Here is an 18,479-nt window from a genome sequence, read left to right as displayed (position 1 = left end):
CGGAACCGGCTTCACGCACGTGAAGCCGGTGAGTGACAGGTTACTGCGCTGCCCAAGCGTTGAAGCGTTGCTCCAGTTCTTCACCGTGTTCGATCCAGAAATCGGTATCCACGCCGCGCGCACCTTTCAGGTTGGCGGGCGCGGTGGGCAGATCACCGCGCACCTTGGGGTCGATCTGCGCGATCGCCAAGGTGTTGGTCGGGCCGTAGGGGATGGTTTCGGCGAACACTTTCTGGTTTTCGGGGCGGTTGGCGAACGCGATGTACTTCTCGGCCAGTGCCTTGTTCTTCGAACCTTTGACGATTGCCCAGCTGTCCATGTCATAAAGGCTGCCGTTCCAGATGATCGAGAACGGGTGCCCTTCTTTCTGAGCTGCCGTGACGCGCCCGTTATAGGCCGAGGTCATGACCACATCACCGGACACCAGCCATTGCATGGGCTGAGCGCCGGCCTCCCACCACTGGATGTTCGCCTTGAGTTCATCGAGCTTCTTGAAGGCACGGTCTACGCCTTCGGGCGTGGCCAGCACGGTGTAGAGCTGACCTTGTGGAACGCCGTCAGCGAGCAAGGCGATTTCCAGGGTGAACTTGGCACTTTTACGCAGCGCACGTTTGCCTGGATAAGTTTTCACATCCCAGAAGTCCGCCCACCCGGCAGGTGCCTTGGCGAGTTTTGTCGAATCGTAGGCCAGCACGGTCGACCAGATAAAAATGCCTGCGCCGCATTCGCTGGCGGCTGAGTCGATCATCTGTTTCCTGTCACCCAGCTTTGACCAGTCCAGAGGCTCGAACAGCCCTTCACTGCAACCACGCACCAGTTCCGGGCTTTCCACCTCGACCACATCCCAGCCGACCTGGCCGGTCTCGACCATGGCCTTGATCTTGGCCATTTCGCCGTTGAACTCGCCCGCTTCAATATCGACGTTGTTCGCTTTGGAGAAGGGTTGGTAAAACGCTTTTTCCTGGGCCTGCTTATTCAGCCCGCCGAACGACACGACCGTCAGTTGCTGGGCTTGCACCTGGCTTGCCGCCCCGGCCATCAACGCCAATACCGCAATTTTCTTGAACATGGCAACGCTCCTTAGCAGTGTTTTGAACAACGCTTTTTTTAGTGGTGAACCAAGGGATCGAGCGCACTGGCGTCGTGACTGAACCAACTGACCGGTACTGTATGGCCGGCCAGCCAGTCGTCATGCATGTCCGCGATCGGCACTTTTGCGGTGAACGCCTCATGCCCGGCGACGTTGAGCCGCACCCGAACGTGATCGCCCAGGTAGATCAATTCTTCGATACGTCCCGACAGGCTGTTGGCGCAAGGCGCATTCAATGCAATGCGTTCCGGGCGAATGGACAAGGAAGTGGGCTCGCCGGCACTTAACGCGGTGGTCGCGCGGGCACCCACCTCGGAACCGTCCGCCAGGCGCACGCGGCATTCAGCGCCGGAAACCGAAACCACGGTGCCCGGCAGTGCATTGTTTTCACCGATGAAATGCGCGACGAACGAGTTGCAGGGGTGTTCATACAGCGCCCTGGGCGTGTCGATCTGCTGGATCACCCCGTCGTTGAACACCGCGACGCGGTCCGACAGGGTTAGCGCTTCCGCCTGGTCGTGGGTGACGAACACGACGGTCAACCCCAACTGGCGATGCAGGCGGCGGATTTCGAGTTGCATCTGCTCACGCAGCTGTTTATCCAGCGCGCCCAACGGCTCATCCATCAGCACCAGGCTGGGCTCGAACACCAATGCACGTGCCAGCGCGATGCGTTGCTGTTGCCCACCGGAGAGTTGCGCGGGGTAGCGTTGCGCGAGATGGCCGAGCTGCACCATGTCCAACGCCCGCTTGACCTTCAATTCGATATCGACGGCGCTCATCCGCCGCACTTTCAGCGGAAAGGCCAGGTTCCCCGCAACCGTCATGTGAGGAAACAGTGCGTAGTTTTGAAACACCATGCCGATGCCGCGCTGATGCGGCGCAACCGTATGTAACGGCTTGCCGTCGAGCAGGATTTCACCCTGGGTCGGTGTTTCAAAGCCTGCCAGCATCATCAAGGTGGTGGTTTTTCCGGAGCCCGAAGGCCCGAGCAAGGTCAGGAACTCACCGCGCTGGATATCGAGGTCAAGCTTCTTGACCACCAACTGTTCGCCGTCATAGCTCTTCTGCACACCTTGAAAGCGTACATAAGGGGGGACACTGCTCATGGCTGCACCTGCGTCTTATTGTTTTGGAAAAATTGCGTCAGATCACTTGTAGCCATTTTAAGCACACCTCCAATTATGATGCATCATGTTTTATACTTCACGATAAAAGCATAATATGTGCCAGATTCGGCGGAGCTGTTGGCCAAGAGGAAAAATCAGCATAGACACGGATGTGCGGCACTCATGCAGTGCGCTGAAGACTGTCGCGCACTGCATAAGCGCGATCACCGAGGTAAAAAGGAGCAGTTGACAGTACCAAGAGAGTTCAACATGATGCATCAAACATCACTTAACCGAGACGATCGAGGATCACCATGAAGAAAACCCTCCTGCTGACAGGTGCGAGCAGAGGCATCGGGCATGCAACGGTTAAATATTTCAATGCGGCCGGCTGGCGCGTGTTCACGGCCTCGCGCCAGAGCTGGGCGGCCGAGTGCCCCTGGGCCGATGGCCAGGAGAACCATATCCACCTGGATCTCGAAGACATCGGCAGTATTGAAGCGAGCATCGCCCTGATCAAAGAAAAGCTCGGCGACGGCAAGCTGCACGCACTCGTCGATAACGCCGGCATGAGCCCCAAGGGTCCCGAAGGCGGGCGCCTCGGCGTGCTGGAAACCGATTACGCAACCTGGTTGCAAGTGTTCAACGTCAACCTGTTCTCCACTGCCCTGCTTGCCAGAGGCCTGTTCGCGGAATTGAAGGCGGCCCAGGGCACCATCATCAATGTGACCTCCATTGCCGGCTCCAGGGTTCACCCGTTTGCCGGGGTCGCGTATGCCACGTCAAAAGCCGCCCTGTCAGCATTGACCCGCGAAATGGCCTACGACTACGGCCGCCATGGCATCCGCGTAAACGCTATCGCGCCAGGGGAAATCGACACCTCAATCCTTTCCCCCGGCACCCAGGACATCGTCGAGCGCGATATTCCGATGCGGCGGCTCGGCAAGCCCGAAGAAGTCGCTTCCCTGATTCATTTTCTGTGCACCTCGGGCGCCTCCTACATCAATGGCTCCGAGATCCAGGTCAATGGTGGTCAGCACGTCTGATCGGTTCCCCCTCTTTTCGTGATGCGTTCAACCGGAGTTTTTATGAAATTGCGTGATGACAGTCTGTTCCGCCAACAAGCCTATATAGCCGGGGTCTGGAGCGACGCCGACAACGAACAACGCCTGGCCGTGAATAATCCGGCGACGGGCGAAACCCTCGGCCATGTGCCGAAAATGGGCGCCGCCGAAACACGCCGCGCCATCGAAGCTGCCGAGCAGGCACTGCCGGCCTGGCGTGCACGCACCGCCAAGGACCGCGCCACCGTGCTGCGTCGATGGTTTGACCTGATCATCGCCAACCAGGACGACCTGGCCTGCCTGATGACACTGGAACAGGGTAAACCCCTGGCCGAAGCCAAAGGCGAAATCGCCTACGCCGCATCGTTCATCGAATGGTTTGCCGAGGAAGGCAAGCGCGTCTATGGCGACATCATTCCAGGCCACCAACCGGACAAACGCCTGCTGGTCATCAAACAGCCTATCGGCGTGACTGCCGCGATTACGCCGTGGAATTTTCCATGCGCCATGATCACGCGCAAGGCAGGCCCGGCGTTGGCCGCCGGCTGCACCATGGTGATCAAGCCGGCGAGCCAGACGCCCTTCTCGGCATTGGCCCTGGCTGAACTGGCCTCCCGCGCCGGCATTCCTGATGGCGTGCTCAGCGTGGTGACCGGTTCTGCGGCGCACATCGGCGCAGAACTGACCAGCAACCCAATTGTGCGCAAACTGTCATTCACCGGATCGACCGAGATTGGTCGTCAGTTGATGGCCGAATGCGCCCAGGACATCAAGAAGGTTTCGCTTGAGCTCGGCGGCAACTCGCCGTTCATCGTGTTTGAAGACGCGGACCTAGATGCGGCCGTCGAAGGCGCCTTGTCGTCCAAATACCGCAACGCCGGGCAAACCTGCGTCTGCGCCAACCGTCTGTATATTCACGACAGCGTCTACGATGCCTTCGCCGAAAAACTACAGGCCGCCGTCGCCAAGCTGCGTCTTGGCAATGGCCTGGACGAAGGCATCACGACCGGCCCGCTGATCGATGAAAAGGCCGTGCAGAAAGTTCAGGAACATATTGCCGATGCCATCCTCAAGGGTGCACGGGTGATTCAGGGAGGCAAGCCCCATACCCTGGGCGGCAACTTCTTCGAACCGACCATCATGGTGGATGTGCCCAAGACCGCCCTGGTCGCACGCGAAGAAACCTTTGGCCCCCTGGCTCCGCTGTTCCGTTTCACCAGCGAAGCGGACGTTGTTGCGCAGGCCAATGACACCGAGTTCGGCCTGGCGGCGTATTTCTTCGCACGCGACCTGTCGCGGGTGCTCCGCGTAGCCGAAGCGCTTGAATACGGGATCATCGGCATCAACACCGGGATTATCTCGACTGAAACCGCGCCTTTCGGCGGTATGAAAGCGTCCGGCCTGGGTCGTGAAGGTTCCAAATACGGCATCGATGATTACCTGGAAATCAAATACATGTGCCTGGGCGGCATCTGAGACTTTGAAGGAGTCGTGACGTGAGTGTGGATATTGATTGCGTAGTCGTAGGCGCTGGCGTGGTAGGGCTTGCCGTGGCACGCGAAATGGCCCGGGCCGGCCATGAAGTGCTGGTGATAGAAGCTGGCGAGGCAATCGGTATTGGCACGAGTTCGCGCAACTCGGAGGTCATTCACGCGGGGATCTATTACCCGCCCGGCAGCCTGAAAGCCAGATTGTGCGTCGAGGGTCGACACGCCCTCTACGCGTACTGCCTCAGCCATGGGGTCGATACGCGCAGAACCGGAAAGTTGATCGTTGCCAACACTGACGCGCAGGTCGCTCAGTTGGAATCTTTGCTCAAGCGCGGGCTTGAAAACGGTGTGGATGATTTACGCCTGCTTGAGCGCAGCCAGGCCACTGCACTGGAGCCCGCGCTTGAATGCATCGCGGCGTTGTATTCGCCGTCCACCGGCATCGTCGACTCCCATGCGCTGATGCTGGCGCTGCAAGGAGATGCCGAAGCGGCCGGCACTAGTGTCGCGTTTCACGCGCCACTAATCGGAGCCAAAGTCATAGCGGACGGTTTTTTGCTGGACATCGGCGGGGAGTCGCCCATGCAGCTCTCCTGTCGCAGGCTGATCAATTCGGCGGGGCTTCATGCGCCGGCACTGGCAAGGTTCATCGAAGGGTTGGAGCCAGACAAGGTGCCACGCGACTATTTGTGCAAGGGCAGTTACTTCAGCGTTTCAAAGCGCGTGCCCTTCACGCACCTGATCTACCCGGCACCGGAATCAGATGGTCTGGGCGTACACATGACGGTCGACCTGGGTGGCCAGGCACGCTTTGGCCCGGACACCGAATGGGTCCACACCGAGGACTACCAGGTCGATCCGGCACGCGCAGACGGTTTCTATTCGGCCATCCGCAGCTACTGGCCCGATTTGCCGGATGACAGCCTGCAACCGGGCTACAGCGGGATTCGTCCAAAAATCTCGCCACCGGGCGAGCCGGCCAGCGATTTTGTGATCAGCAGCCAGCGCGAGCATGGTGTACCGGGACTGATCAATTTGTTCGGTATTGAGTCACCGGGCCTGACGTCGTGCCTGGCCCTTGCGAATCATGTACGAACGCTGATTGAGTCAGAGACGCCGCTCCCATCGCACGACTGAATTTCCCCTGCCATGTCGGCAAGGCTTCGCCCTCCCCCCCATTACAGATGAGCATTGCCGATGAAATTCAGTCATAAGATATTGCTGGCCGCCGTCTCGGTCGTCACACTGGCGTTTGCTGCCTTTTCGACTTACAGCGTGCAGCTTCAAGAGCGCTACATCATGAACACTCTGCAGGCGCGCTTGAGCGATAGCGGCCAAAGCACCGCCAACCATGTGCAAAGTTGGTTCGAAGGGCGCTTGCTGATGATTCAGAACCTGAGCCAGAACATCGATCTGGATCCGCGTCCGGAACATATCAAAGCGCTGATCTCGCAAAAGGCCCTGGCGGGTGAGTTTCTGCAGAACTTCATCGGTTTGGCCGACGGTAGCGTGGTCATGGAACCGGTGACCGCCCTGCCCGCCCAATACGACCCACGCACCCGCCCCTGGTACAAAGACACGGCGACGAGTAACACGCTGAACCTGAGCGAGCCCTACGTCAGCCAGTCCACCCAACAACTGGTGCTTTCAATCAATACGCCGTTGAACAGCGATGGCAAACTGATTGGCGTCGCCAGCGGTGACCTTAGCCTGGATGCCTTGACCAAAATGATCGGCGGCCTGGACCTCAGTGGGCTGGGCTATGCCTTTATGGTGAACGCCCAGGGCAAGATCCTGGTCAGCCCAAACCGTGACCATTTGATGAAAACCCTCGCTGAGGTCTATGGCGACCACCCTCCCCAACTGGAGCCCCCCTTTAACACCGTCATGCTCGATGGCCGTGAACAGATCATAGGTTTTACCCCGATTCGCGGGCTCTCGGGCGCGCAGTGGTATATCGGCATCTCCATCGATCATGATAAGGCGTATGCGGCCCTGGGCGAGTTGCGCAAGTCTGCCGTGTTGGCAACGCTCATCACCGTCGCCATCATCGTTGGTTTGCTCGGCAGCCTGATGCACGTCCTGATGAGGCCCCTGCGAACCCTGGGCAAAGCGATGCAAACGGTCGCCGAGGGTGAAGGTGACCTGACCTTGCGCCTGTCCGCGCAAAGCCGCGACGAATTTGGTACCGTCGCGCAATCCTTCAATACCTTTGTCGAGCGAATCCATCGCTCGATGCTCGAAGTCGCCTCCACCACTCGGCATCTGAATCAGATGGTCGAACAGGTGCACAGCAGTTCCGTCGTGTCGCTGAGCAGTTGCGACGAACAGAACCAGCGCAGCAACAGCATCGCCACCTCGCTCAATGAGCTGGGCGCCACCGCCCAGGAAATCGCCAGGAATGCCTCCTCCGCCTCCGTGCAGGCGTCGACGGCAAAATCCCAGGCGATGGAAGGCCAGGTCGTCCTGACCAAGACACTTGCAGCGATCAACGAGCTGTCCGAAAAAATACACACTGCTTCCGGCCGGCTCGAAGTCCTGAATGGCAGGACTGTCGACATTGGCAGGATCCTCGAAGTCATCAAAAGCATCTCCCAACAAACCAACCTGCTGGCGTTGAACGCAGCCATCGAAGCCGCCCGTGCGGGAGAAGCCGGCCGCGGCTTCGCCGTCGTCGCCGACGAGGTCCGAAGCCTTGCCCACAGGACACAGTCTTCGGCAGAGGAAATCCAGCAAATGATTGAAGAACTTCAATCGGATTCCCGCTCCTCCGTGACCACCATGGATGAAAGCCAGCAGTACAGCGCGCAGAGTATTTCGATCGCCACGCAAGCCGGTGAACGTTTTGATGCGGTGACCCAGGGCATCACGCTCATAGATGGCGTGAACCAGTCAGTGGCGGCCGCGACCGAGGAGCAGACGTCGGTGATCGAGTTGCTCAACGTTGACATCGTTGAGATCAACACGCTCAACGGCCAATCCGTCGACAGCCTGAATGCCACGCTGGCGGCCTGTGAACAATTGCAGTTGCAGTTCTCCGGCCTGTCTCAGCTCGTTGGTTCTTTTCGGGTGTAAGAGTGGCGTGGAGGAACAGCATCTGGTGGAGCTGGAATCTGAGCAACAGATTACGCCCAATGACATCAAGGCGACGTTCGGATCGGCTGCCACTCAGTTGCGAAATGCGCGCCTGGGTATGCGGCTTTTATGAACCCGGTGCTCAATACAAACATGACTAACTGAGTATGGGTTAAATCAGCTACGCTCGGCTCACACGCTCAGAGTACTTTCTGCCAGGACTACAAGTGCATGTAGGACGTCAGGAAAGTCGGATGACACTTGCGCACAGATATCCTCGGCATCCTCTCCCGTGACATCAATCGAATAGACGATTGAGTGGTTTCCATTCGGGAGCGCAATGATTTCGTGCTTGACGCGAACGGTTACATCGCCAAGCACGGTTTCATCCGTAAACCCAATCGGCGCATTGACCTCGACCAGTTGCGACTTGATAACCTGCTGGTCAGGCAACACCATGGTCATCCATACACCTTGGATGAACGGGCCTTCAAGCACGCATGAATAGACGCCCGCGTTCCAGTCCTTCCATAGCTGAACGTCTTCAAAAAAAGCCCAGACTGTCGCCGCAGATGCGCTGGTTTCGTGACTATATGAAGCACTGGCTTGAATGGGACTGGACATGTCAATTCCATTTTTTTAAGTGAGCTTATCCTAAACACACATATACTAATTATCAACTTCGTATACGCATGAGGAAGCGAGCCAGCCGGCGCTATTTGACCCTTCAGCGACGATGAGAGGTTCTCGCTAATATGTAAGCAAGCTGAGGGCTGGGGTTCTCTGCGAAGGGCAGCTTTCGGCCGATTCTGTTGGAAAAGTCGGATTTTCAAATGGCCTGAACTCAGGCACGACCACCACCGGAGAACCTACTCACCACATTGAGTGGTTTTTCGGCCCTTCGGTGACCTTTGCTGCTCTGTTATTGGGCTAATTTGAGGTTTTTTGCTTGGTGCAGGCGCCCCTATCCCATGACTGGTGGCCCTTGAGATGAAAATTTGGCCAGCCGTCGCAGGTTCTGCACCGCAGCGGCCAGCGTGAATTCATCCGTCGCGCCACTCATGCCACGGAGCCGCAGGCGATCCAATTTCAGGATGCGCTTGAGGTGGGCAAACAACATTTCGACCTTTTTACGTTCGTGACGAGATCGCACATATTCCGGCGTCTTCGCGATTCGCCGAGCCACATCACGAGCCGCTTCATGAACGCTACGGGCGATCTTACGAACCGATGTGTTCGGGCAGCACTTGGCTTTCATCGGACAGGTCGAGCAGTCGGTTTGTCTGGATCGGAAGATGATGGTGTTGGCTTTAGTTAGGTGTGAGCGTTCGTTCTTGAAGGCTCGCCATTCGCTGCGCAATGGGTTGCCGGCCGGGTAGCGGTATTCCTCAGCCGCTTCATTCCAGTGGAAATCATTACTCGAAAAACTGTCGTTCTTGCGCTCGGTTTTGTCCCACACCGGCACATGCGGCTCGATGTCTTTTTCCTCCACCATCCAGGCCAGCATCGGCGCTGTACCGTAAGCGGTGTCGCCAATGAGGCGTTCCGGCTTGATGTCGAACTGCGCTTCGACCCGTTCGATCATCGTCTTGGTGCTCTCGACTTCTGCGGTTCGATGAGCCGGTGTGGATTCCACATCCACAATCACACCGTGCTCGGTATCGATCAGATAATTCGTGGAGTAAGCGTAGAAAGCTGGGCCTCCTGGAGCAGCGGTCCAGCGGGCCTGAGGATCAGTCAGCGACAGGCGCCTCGGTAGCGTTTCGGCCAGAGCCTCTTCATCGAGTACCTCAAGGTACTCATGCACGGCGCGGGTGCTCAGAGATGGATCGCTCTAGTTGACCTGTTCATCTCCCGGTACGCCGCGCTGCCGACTCGCATCTGCTTTGATAATGCTGGCGTCCACGGCAAAGCCTTCGCCCTTGACCAGACCGGCGTCCATGCAGCGACGCAGCACTTCATTGAACAACCAGCGAAACAGATCACTGTCCCGAAAACGGCCGTGTCGATTTTTGGAAAACGTCGAGTGATTGGGTACTTCATCTTCAAGGTTCAACCGGCAGAACCAGCGATACGCCAGGTTCAAATGGGCCTCTTCGTACAACCGCCGTTCGGAGCGGATGCCGTAGCAGTAGCCGACGATCAGCATGCGGATCATCAGTTCAGGATCAATCGACGGACGTCCAATCGGGCTATAGAGATCGGAGAGGTAATGGCGCATGTCGCTCAGATCGATCAATGCTGCGCAGAAGGTGATTGGCGGGGATGTGGTCTTCAAGGTTGAACGAGTAAAACAGTCGCTCCTGCCCACTCCCATCATGCTGTGTGATCCCCTCCGGCCAATGCGGAGATTTTGCCGGAGGCCAGCCAGGGGAGCTACTTTTTCAACAGAATCGGCCAGAAGCAGCCTCTGACGGGTGTCTAGGAAATAGGGGCGACTCAATTCGTGGAATAGGACCGTCTCGTCTCTCCATGCACCTGCATGGCATGGACTACACTGGCTTTCTCTCATTTCTCAGTTGCCACTAAAAGGACGCGATCGTGCTCGAAAGAATTGAATGGATTCGCGGTATCGGGCTACTTCACGATGTAGACGGCAAAGCATTCAAACTTTCAAAAACGCAGTTGATCTATGCGGACAATGGACGTGGAAAATCCACTCTGGCCAGCGTCTTGCGATCAGTTGCGGACGGGGACGCCTCAGTACTTCTCGATCGGAAGACAATCGATGGCTCGAGCGCACCAAATGTATCTTTAGCATTCGGTAGTGGACATAAGGTCACTTTAACCAAAGGCAAATGGTCAGAATCACGGCCAGAGCTTCTTGTTTTTGACACGGAGTTCATAGAAAAAAATGTGCACTCCGGTGGTATCGTTTCGCCAGGGCAGCGGAAAAACCTCTTGCAATTTGCATTGGGCGCGTCCGCCGTTAAAGCGAGGGCCGAGGAGGAAAAAGCCACCAAAAAGTCATTGGAAGCCAACGCAGAACTCGCTCGTACGACGGCTCAGCTTGCTGGCTATCATCAAGGGATGCTCTTCCAAGAATTTCAGAAGTTGGCACCAACTACGGAGTCAATTGCACAACCTCTGATTGATAACCTAAGAAAGCGCTTACAGGTTGCACAAAACATCGATGCAGTGCTTAAGCGGCCCCTCCCTGAAGACATTCAAGAGCCGTCTTTCGACTTGGATGCCCTGTTCAAGATCCTCAATCTTTCATTGAGGGACGTTGAGGAAGATGCAGAGCAGAAAGTCTCGGCACATATTGCCCACATGCGCAATCCCTCACTCGAACGATGGATCAGTGAGGGCCAGGAATTCGACAATGGTTCAGTCTGCCCTTACTGTACTCAACCCACTACTAATGTCGAATTAGTACGTGCCTACCGAACTCATTTCAACAAGGAGTATGAGCAGCTCAAGAGCAACGTGTCGATGCTCGAGCGAGGAGTTCAAACAAGAACTGCCGAGGCTGTGATTGATAAGTTAGCGATGGCAACAGCCAACGCCTTTGCTTCCATCGCCTTATGGGCGGGAGAGGTACAAATCGATAGTCCTAACTTCGACATAGACCAGGCCAAAATCGAAATAGGCGCGGTTCGTGCCAGCTTGCTCAGCTTGGTTCAAGCCAAATTGAACAGACCACTAGAGCCAATCGGTAGCAGCGATGAAAAAGCCAGCGCTCAACAGCGTTGGGATACGGTTTTGAAGCGCGCTCGAGAAACTAACACACAGATTCAGCGGGCACGGTTGCTGATTAATGAGTTTCGTGGAGGGTTGACGACGGAGAATGTCGGCGCAATTAATCAAGAGGTAATGAAATTACAGCTGAGCGTGACGCGCGGAAAAAAAGAGGTAGCCGATCTATTGACACTATTAGCTGATATAAAGAAAAGATCGCAAGAGGCAGAGTCCAATAAGAAGGCTGCACGTGCGACTCTTAATGACCAGATGACGACAACCCTAGCGGCTTTTCAAAAGACGATTAACCAGATTTTGAAAAGATTTGGGGCCTCTTTCAGCATTGAAAAAATGGACGCTAACTTCCGAGGCGGCCTACGAAGTGAATACGGTCTATCTCTTCGTGGAATGTCCATCACACTCGACGGCACGCCAAAATTTGCTACGGCGTTAAGTGAGGGGGATAAGCGGACTCTGGCGTTTGCCTTTTTTATTGCCACGGTCAACTCAGATTCGGACTTAGCGAAAAAGCTTGTAGTTATCGATGATCCAATGTGCAGCCTAGACACCAATCGTAAGTCCCAAACCAAAGAGATACTTCGTATCATCAGCACTCGTGCTGAACAGCTTATCGTACTTGCGCATGATCCTTTCTTCATCCGAGATATGAAGGAGGTCCTCATTCAGAAGGGCTTGCCTGCCTTAGAGGTGCTGCAATTGCAACACTCAATTGACGGCTATAGCCAGTTAGCAAAATTCAACGTGGAGCAGGAGTGTGAGTCATCTTTCTACAGACACCACAGGCTGCTAATGGAGTTCTGTGCTGGTACTCCCCAAGATAGTCGAATGGTGGCTAAAGCGATCCGACCTTTTCTCGAAGGATACCTGCACAGACGATTCCCAGGTCTGGTGCCTAGGGACCTAATGTTTGGCGGAATACTTGCACATATAGGGACTGTGCTCCCCACTGACCCCTTAAACTTCGCCTCCCCGCTTGTGGAGGAACTGAAAGATATCAATGGCTATGCAGGCCAATTCCATCACGATACTAACCCTGGGATTTGTGACACTCTGCCTGTTACTACATCCGAACTTCTTACTTATAGCCAGAGAGCACTGTTTTTGGTTTATCGCGGAACGGTGTAATGCACCTTCGGCGTGCCATCTGATATGGCAAGTGAGTGACTGCTCCTGGCAGAGAGCTACCTCTGCTGAAGTCAGGAAACGGCCAAAGGTGGTCTGTGAGAAGCGTCCAAAAAAGCTCAAGACTATTCATTCTCTTGGGCATCGATGAGCGCTTTGAAGAGTTGATTATTCACGTGCATAACGAAGTCATGGATATCTCTCATCATTGCTAGGACCGCAATACTCGAGAATTCCTGCTCTTTGCCTTGGAGGCTTCTCCCGTTACGATGTACGATATCGTGCCGAAGAGCAACCGCACGATGAAGTCGCTCTTTAAGTTCAAGGCTTGGGAAAATCTGAATATTGAATGCAATCTCATAAAGCTGCTCAACTTTTCCCAGCCGATGATAGATCTGATCTCGCAAGTAGTCCTGGACACGTCTTTCTACCGTCAAACTCTCATTCCATGCCTCAAAAAGGGTGATCTTCTGAAAAGACAATTTTTCCTCTTTCAAGAGAAGATTCTCAGTTGCGCCTATCTCTTCTGCCACAAGTGCCATAAGTGTGTTGGCAAGGTAAGCCTCCATTGCGCTGATTAGTCCAGATAGCACCAATTTATTAATTTCCGGAGCAGAGCTCTTCAGTAATCCTGATCCGCCAATACCATACGTATGCAGCACCTCAGTCATATGGGTGTAGCTCGACAAGAACTCGAATAGCGGATCGTCAGTCGCCCGGACGTTATTCTGACCAGAGCTGGTGGCCTGCGAATCGGAAAGTTCTGTGAGCTCACTGGAGAATACCTCAACATGTTGGTAGTCCACTAACTTGACTTCGTACCTGTAGGGAGTTTTTTTCACAGTTACGTCGTAACGCTTTCCGCAATGGTCACAGTCAATCACAGCATTTCGAGTGGAAGCCCCTTCAAGCCAGCTTGTGTCGGGAGCAGGTACTAAGGTCCGACTGGTGTGCGCACAACTAGGGCACTTAAACAGAACGACGGTGCTGAAAGGCATTGGAGACCTCCGGAAAGAGACAATGAAGGGAACGCTACACAACCCTAGCTGAGTTCGGTAATGCTTTGAAAGTTTTGATACTCGATTGCGATGATCTCCATCCGTTGGAGTCAGTCTAAAAATAGACCTTCGAGAATACCCGCTTGAACCCGAGGTCCGCTTTTGGCCCAGAGTGTGTAAAAACGCGCTAATGCATCGGCTTGTTGCGCCGCTTTTGAGAGGGGCGCCGGTGAAGGAGCCGTCGAAGACACCGTTGTTAGACTGCTGATGCGAATTCTGAGGCAGGGTGCTGAAGGCGTATAAGTCTGCCTCATGATTCGCCCGTATGACCGCAATGGGTCCAGAGTGTGTAAAAACTCTTCGTTAAAATTGAAGTGCGCGCGTCTACGTTAAATCTGAAATTTATCGGCACGTCTGCAGATGTGGATTTCGCGTAGAAACGCGATTTCCAGTCCGGTTTTGAGCACTTGGCGCGCTCAAAAACGTTTTTACACAGCCTGGGCCGTTTCCTGCCGGTCAAGACGTAGCCGTGCGCTGGTCACATCCGATGCAAATGGCTGGTCAAGTCGAATGTAAACAGGTGGTCAAATCAGTGCAATTACCCATTTGGACGGCCAGCATTGATTTATGGCGACTTGGAGTGACGTCAGTCCACCTTGTCGCCGTCGTGCTACGCTGAAACAGGCTTTATTACAGGGAATAGATTTCCGCTCCAACATCGGTGCGGAAGCGTTGAGTAATCTGCCTCGACGCACGACTGACCGCGAGTAGAGTCAATGAGCATTACGGATAGCGGCGCATTCATTCGAGAGGTCAAGAAGGCCCCTCAGATTTTCTACACCATTCACTACTCCTGCCAGAGCCTGTACGACGATAACGAAGGCCTCTCCCCCGTATCACCTCCATTGCCATTACGCTACCGGTCAGGCCGTTAGTTTCTCCACGCATTCCATCGCTGAAGAGCTTCGAATCGGACGGAAAGACGTTCTCGGGAATTTCGACGCGGTAGAACTCCAGTTGCTAACCGGTTTTTATCAGTTCGTCCGTGACAGGCGCGACAAGTACTGGGTGCACTGGAATATGCGAAACCTTACCTACGGATTCGAACACCTTGAGCATCGGTACCGAGTATTAGGCGGAAGGGATGCTTCCGTCATCCCCGTGGAGCGCCGGCTGAATTTGAATGACCTACTGGCCGACCGCTGCGGCTCTGGTTACGCGCACCACCCCAAAATAAAGTCCCTAATGGAGCTCAACGGTGGCATTCGCCGGCATTTCCTTGAGGGGAAAGAGGAGATCCAGGCCTTCGAGAACAAGGAGTTCATCAGGATGCACAACTCAACATTGTCGAAGGTAGAATTTCTGAACTCCACCATCCGGAAAATGGTAACCGGAAAATTTAGAAGCGCTTCAAGAGGTTTCGGCGTTGCGCTTGACCGTATTTTCGAAGGCAGATTAGCTAAAGCGATTGCCCTCGTTGGCGCGCGGATCGGGATTTGTGTTGGAGTTTGGCAGTGTTCTCTGGTTCAAGGACGTTTAGCAAGCGTCCTAGGCTGCGACCTGTGCATAGTTGATGCACGGTTGTCATTTACAGAGTAGCCATTCACGGGATCACCTAGGCTCCCGAAAACGCGCGCATCATGCATCGCTGAATGATAAGACAATTGCCGCCTACTGGAGGCGCGTCTAGGGATAGGTAAACCATGAGCACTGATGCAGAATTCGAGGCCATTAAAAGCCTTGGCCGCGTGGCCTTACCTGGTAGCAATGCCCACCTGTTTCGTTTGGGTTTTGCCTGGTACGGTTTCGCCTAGATCGCCAGTTTCATGGCCAAGGTTACCTGCCACCTTGATCCCACTTTGAACCGGACGAAGCTTGAGGAGCAGATGCGCGCAGGTTTGCGTAACGCCTTTCGAAAGGCTGTGGAGAAAGCGGCTCTGTCCTACCCCGGTGTCGTCGCACCTGGACAATTGGCGGCTGACTTGTTTCAGACGATGAACGCCGAACGCTCAGACATTGTCCATGCCTACGCCATCACCAATCTTGAGGGTGAGCAGATCCTCCATCGGCGCAAGGACAGTCAAGGCAAATACTTTGAAGTGACCGATGTGCTCCTGGACAGTCAGCTCATACTTGCACGAGGTAAGTCTGCAGCTTTACGCCATACTCAGAATCGTGAGGCCTGATCTAGGGGACTGAACAGGCAATTAATGCTCAGCCCTCGGTTGACCGGGCTCAGAAGCCCTGGCTGCGCTCTCGACTCCTTGGGCTGCTGTGCGGCTCCTCTCCTCTACCCCCCAATTATGACCCCACCGCCCCTCACTTAGAAGCCGCTTCCATTTCTTCCTGCACCTGTCTAATCAGGGAGGCTAGATTAACTGTTGGGTCGAGGATCAGGAAAGTCTCGATTATCAGAGTGAGAGGATGAACGCCAGTGCGCTCGGCCAATGCAGCTGCTTTGTCAATGGTAACGTTTTTGAGCCCGCGCTCTAGCGTGCTGATGTAGGTCCTACTGCTGATGTCGTAGAAATCTTCCTGCGTTAAGCCCCGACGAACCCTGGCATTTCGGAGCGCAATCCCGAACGCCTGCTTCACTTCCATGACCATTCCTCGCAAAAGGAACGATGAAGCCTTTTTGCTCACTATAGGGCTACAATCTATAGTGTTCATTTCGGTAGAATTGCGTTGCGGCAACGCAAACCTGCAAGGGAAATTTCTTAGCGCGGCTGTGGGCTTTTTTTCTATCCATCGCAAGCAGTGCATTTTCCAAAACCGATGCCTTCTACCAGTCAGGGTGCCCTAATTGATTTTTGTTTATGACCCCGCTCAGCGTGAGGTACGGAATTGGACTCACGGCGAAATGGAGGGACTATGCTTTATTGCCACTATCATCTCCCTGCACACGGGGCAGACCAATCGTGCAGCCATACTCAACTGTGCTTACGAATTACAGTACTACCTAGCTGCAGTCACGGACGTAGAGATTAGGCATGTTCACATGATGTGCCCGCCGTCCATCAGCGGTCGTACCTACTGGACTTTAGAGGAGCTAGAGAGCGTTACCGTCTTCAACGGCATCTCTACTGATCAAAGCGCGGTCGTTTACCGAACTGCTTCAGCCAGTTACAAACTGGGTGACCTGGATCTTCGTCGGAAAAAGAAATCACGGGTGTTGTATTGTCCCAGGCACCTTCAACAACAGAACTTTCAGCTATCAGAGAACTATTCGGCAGCATCCAATACCCAGCTTTTTGGACCCTTAGGGAGACAGTGAGAAATATAAGCTTCCATCAACCGCTCTATTAGTACTTTGCATGTTCAGGCCTGCTGGCCGCTACAGGTCAGCCGAGATAGTTGAGCTTGCTATACCGTCGTAGTCACTGCTGGTTCAATGACTCCGACCTGAATGACCTCCTCGGCTAACGCGCTGACTAGACAGCGCTGGCTGAATAACCGCATGGATACCAAACATGGAGATATGATGTGGTTTCACAGAGCACTCGTTCGCATCAGACTTCGCCAGGCGGTCGCATGCGATTCAAGCACCGACCTGCATCGAATTTGATCACAGCGCTTCCAGAGCGAGGAATTTTCTCCAACGCACAACAACCCTGCCGCTCACCGCGTGTTCGGCAAATTAAGAAGAGTTACTCGCTTTCTGCGTTGGAGATAGTCTCCAGCAGTGCTTGATGCACCTAGTATTACTATGACTTTTGAAACTCAAAAAAGGGGGGGGTAATGAAGGGGAGACGAAAAGTAAAGACACTCAAGTGGAAAATGAAAGCAGATTTTGAAGAGCATGCTCAGGGCTTGCTTCGGAACAGATCTGATAAACAGAACAGGTTTCTGGACCGAGCCCTGTTAGACGGATTCGAACTAGAACCGGTTTGAAGGCTCGCCGGCTGATCCACGCATCTAGGGATAACGTTTCAGTAAGAAATACCATAGATCTTTTGACCCTCACCAAGTCAATGGATGTTGTCAAACACGCAACCAAGGACCGCTGATGGTGGGCGATGTTGGCAATTTGTCGGGTTTTGGTGGCTTCACTTCGGGCATGGCTAACGTGTTCTGCACAGGAGTCCGTTGCGCAGCATAACGCCGATTGATTTCGTCCAAGCACTCACGCACGAGGGGCCTTAGCCTAAGGAACCTAGTAGCATGTTCTCTGTGTGGCCGATACGGCACGTCAACTAACTGTAGGTCAAGACATCATGGGAAGCACTCGCCAAGCGTGAGCACCTAATTACGGCAGCACGATGACTAAGAGGGCTTAAACATGACCATGCCGATTGAACGTACCCGGGCAGTAATCCAAACGGGGGAGTTTCTGCTCGAGCTCTCCCGAGACTTATCGATGCCAGAAAGGGTACGCCGTGACGCCAAATTCCTCCTGCGTCACTATCCATCTCAGTTTCAGGTGCTTCTGGCAGGACGGATTGAAGAAGCGTCAGATACTGACGTGTCCCCGATGGGCCCAGTCTTCAGCTCCGCAATCGATAGCAGCTACCACACCCCGTTCGTTTGCGCTGCAGCCGACAAAGCTTCCAAAGGGCATGCTGGGATCGCGCGATCAAAGCCGTGACTGCCGCTCGAAAGGTTGTGTTTTTTACCGGCGCCGGCATATCTGTTAAAAGTGGGATTCCGACTTTCCGTGACAAACTCACAGACCTTTGAGAAAGGTACGATCCTGAGCGGTTGGGAACGGCCCAGGCTTTCCGAACATCCTCTCGCTATTTATGTTGGCTCTGCCGAGAAGCTATCTCGGGTTGCTCAAGCGTTCGAAATATCCTGATGATGCCTGAACCCGCAGGCGCGACTGGATGCTC

The 18,479-nt window shown here is 54.6% G+C and carries 12 protein-coding genes and 3 pseudogenes; 9 read left to right on the top strand and 6 right to left on the bottom strand.

Features of this window, described 5'->3' with window-relative positions; genetic code table 11:
• Window positions 1-40: 40 nt before the first annotated feature.
• Together JOE32_RS04980 and JOE32_RS04975 are read right to left on the bottom strand one after the other, a co-directional pair.
• Window positions 41-1,069 carry an ABC transporter substrate-binding protein gene (locus tag JOE32_RS04980; protein ID WP_057010032.1) on the bottom strand — a complete coding sequence of 343 codons (1,029 nt, stop codon included), beginning with the start codon at window positions 1,067-1,069 and terminating at the stop codon, window positions 41-43.
• Window positions 1,070-1,107: 38 nt separating this feature from the next.
• Window positions 1,108-2,199: an ABC transporter ATP-binding protein gene (locus JOE32_RS04975; protein WP_057010033.1), complete on the bottom strand. Its 1,092-nt coding sequence runs from the start codon at window positions 2,197-2,199 to the stop codon at window positions 1,108-1,110.
• A gap of 308 nt (window positions 2,200-2,507) precedes the next feature.
• On the opposite strand from JOE32_RS04975, the gene JOE32_RS04970 reads away from it, so the two are divergent.
• Genes JOE32_RS04970 through JOE32_RS04955 form a run of 4 tightly spaced genes read left to right on the top strand, consistent with a single transcriptional unit; the run spans window position 2,508 to window position 7,828 of the window.
• Window positions 2,508-3,245 carry an SDR family oxidoreductase gene (locus JOE32_RS04970; protein WP_139136789.1) on the top strand — a complete coding sequence of 246 codons (738 nt, stop codon included), beginning with the start codon at window positions 2,508-2,510 and terminating at the stop codon, window positions 3,243-3,245.
• 42 nt (window positions 3,246-3,287) lie between these two features.
• On the top strand, window positions 3,288-4,739 hold the full coding sequence (gabD, locus tag JOE32_RS04965; RefSeq protein ID WP_209981936.1) for an NADP-dependent succinate-semialdehyde dehydrogenase: 1,452 nt from the start codon (window positions 3,288-3,290) through the stop codon (window positions 4,737-4,739).
• A 20-nt stretch (window positions 4,740-4,759) separates the two neighbouring features.
• Window positions 4,760-5,890, top strand: a complete 1,131-nt coding sequence (locus JOE32_RS04960; RefSeq protein ID WP_057010036.1) for an NAD(P)/FAD-dependent oxidoreductase — start codon at window positions 4,760-4,762, stop codon at window positions 5,888-5,890.
• Window positions 5,891-5,950: 60 nt separating this feature from the next.
• Window positions 5,951-7,828, top strand: a complete 1,878-nt coding sequence (locus tag JOE32_RS04955; protein ID WP_209981934.1) for a methyl-accepting chemotaxis protein — start codon at window positions 5,951-5,953, stop codon at window positions 7,826-7,828.
• A gap of 192 nt (window positions 7,829-8,020) precedes the next feature.
• On the opposite strand, the gene JOE32_RS04950 is transcribed toward JOE32_RS04955, so the two are convergent.
• Together JOE32_RS04950 and JOE32_RS04945 are read right to left on the bottom strand one after the other, a co-directional pair.
• Window positions 8,021-8,452 (bottom strand): SRPBCC family protein, encoded by a 432-nt coding sequence (locus tag JOE32_RS04950; RefSeq protein WP_057010038.1) that lies wholly within the window; start codon window positions 8,450-8,452, stop codon window positions 8,021-8,023.
• Between the two features lie 340 nt (window positions 8,453-8,792).
• Window positions 8,793-10,158, bottom strand: a pseudogene (locus tag JOE32_RS04945) (IS1182 family transposase).
• Between the two features lie 211 nt (window positions 10,159-10,369).
• Here JOE32_RS04945 and JOE32_RS04940 point away from each other — a divergent pair.
• The gene (locus JOE32_RS04940) at window positions 10,370-12,655 is read left to right on the top strand and encodes an AAA family ATPase (protein ID WP_209981932.1); all 2,286 of its coding nucleotides are present in this window, start codon (window positions 10,370-10,372) and stop codon (window positions 12,653-12,655) included.
• Between the two features lie 122 nt (window positions 12,656-12,777).
• Here JOE32_RS04940 and JOE32_RS04935 read toward each other — a convergent pair whose 3' ends face one another.
• Entirely contained in the window at window positions 12,778-13,650 is an 873-nt protein-coding gene (locus JOE32_RS04935; protein WP_156792485.1) for a hypothetical protein, read from the bottom strand.
• Between the two features lie 776 nt (window positions 13,651-14,426).
• Between JOE32_RS04935 and JOE32_RS04930 the strand changes: the two are divergent.
• Both JOE32_RS04930 and JOE32_RS04925 read left to right on the top strand, forming a co-directional pair.
• A pseudogene (locus JOE32_RS04930) lies at window positions 14,427-15,165 on the top strand (hypothetical protein); the annotation flags it as partial.
• 311 nt (window positions 15,166-15,476) lie between these two features.
• A complete protein-coding gene (locus tag JOE32_RS04925; RefSeq protein WP_209981930.1) occupies window positions 15,477-15,836 on the top strand; it encodes a hypothetical protein in 360 nt (119 codons plus the stop codon).
• 133 nt (window positions 15,837-15,969) lie between these two features.
• Here the strand turns inward: JOE32_RS04925 and JOE32_RS04920 are convergent, their stop codons facing one another.
• On the bottom strand, window positions 15,970-16,251 hold the full coding sequence (locus tag JOE32_RS04920; RefSeq protein WP_042944669.1) for a helix-turn-helix transcriptional regulator: 282 nt from the start codon (window positions 16,249-16,251) through the stop codon (window positions 15,970-15,972).
• A gap of 1,678 nt (window positions 16,252-17,929) precedes the next feature.
• On the opposite strand from JOE32_RS04920, the gene JOE32_RS24940 reads away from it, so the two are divergent.
• Entirely contained in the window at window positions 17,930-18,235 is a 306-nt protein-coding gene (locus JOE32_RS24940) for a BPSL0761 family protein (RefSeq protein ID WP_245228974.1), read from the top strand.
• A pseudogene (locus JOE32_RS24935) lies at window positions 18,175-18,390 on the top strand (Sir2 family NAD-dependent protein deacetylase); the annotation flags it as partial. The gene JOE32_RS24940 and the pseudogene JOE32_RS24935, both read left to right, overlap by 61 nt.
• Between the last annotated feature and the right edge of the window lie 89 nt (window positions 18,391-18,479).

It is taken from the genome of Pseudomonas sp. PvP025 (assembly GCF_017832155.1).
Classification (GTDB): Bacteria; Pseudomonadota; Gammaproteobacteria; order Pseudomonadales; family Pseudomonadaceae; genus Aquipseudomonas.
Note: the sequence above shows the minus strand (reverse complement) of the source record. Positions and strands in the feature narration are given on the sequence as shown.

What these genes read in the sequence shown, in the direction of transcription:
- JOE32_RS04980 (WP_057010032.1), bottom strand. Translation starts at nt 1,069, where the DNA reads ATGTTCAAGAAAATTGCGGTATTGGCGTTGATGGCCGGGGCGGCAAGC.
- JOE32_RS04975 (WP_057010033.1), bottom strand. Translation starts at nt 2,199, where the DNA reads ATGAGCAGTGTCCCCCCTTATGTACGCTTTCAAGGTGTGCAGAAGAGC.
- gabD (WP_209981936.1), top strand. Translation starts at nt 3,288, where the DNA reads ATGAAATTGCGTGATGACAGTCTGTTCCGCCAACAAGCCTATATAGCC.
- JOE32_RS04955 (WP_209981934.1), top strand. Translation starts at nt 5,951, where the DNA reads ATGAAATTCAGTCATAAGATATTGCTGGCCGCCGTCTCGGTCGTCACA.
- JOE32_RS04950 (WP_057010038.1), bottom strand. Translation starts at nt 8,452, where the DNA reads ATGTCCAGTCCCATTCAAGCCAGTGCTTCATATAGTCACGAAACCAGC.
- JOE32_RS04935 (WP_156792485.1), bottom strand. Translation starts at nt 13,650, where the DNA reads ATGCCTTTCAGCACCGTCGTTCTGTTTAAGTGCCCTAGTTGTGCGCAC.
- JOE32_RS04925 (WP_209981930.1), top strand. Translation starts at nt 15,477, where the DNA reads ATGGCCAAGGTTACCTGCCACCTTGATCCCACTTTGAACCGGACGAAG.
- JOE32_RS04920 (WP_042944669.1), bottom strand. Translation starts at nt 16,251, where the DNA reads ATGGAAGTGAAGCAGGCGTTCGGGATTGCGCTCCGAAATGCCAGGGTT.
- JOE32_RS24940 (WP_245228974.1), top strand. Translation starts at nt 17,930, where the DNA reads ATGACCATGCCGATTGAACGTACCCGGGCAGTAATCCAAACGGGGGAG.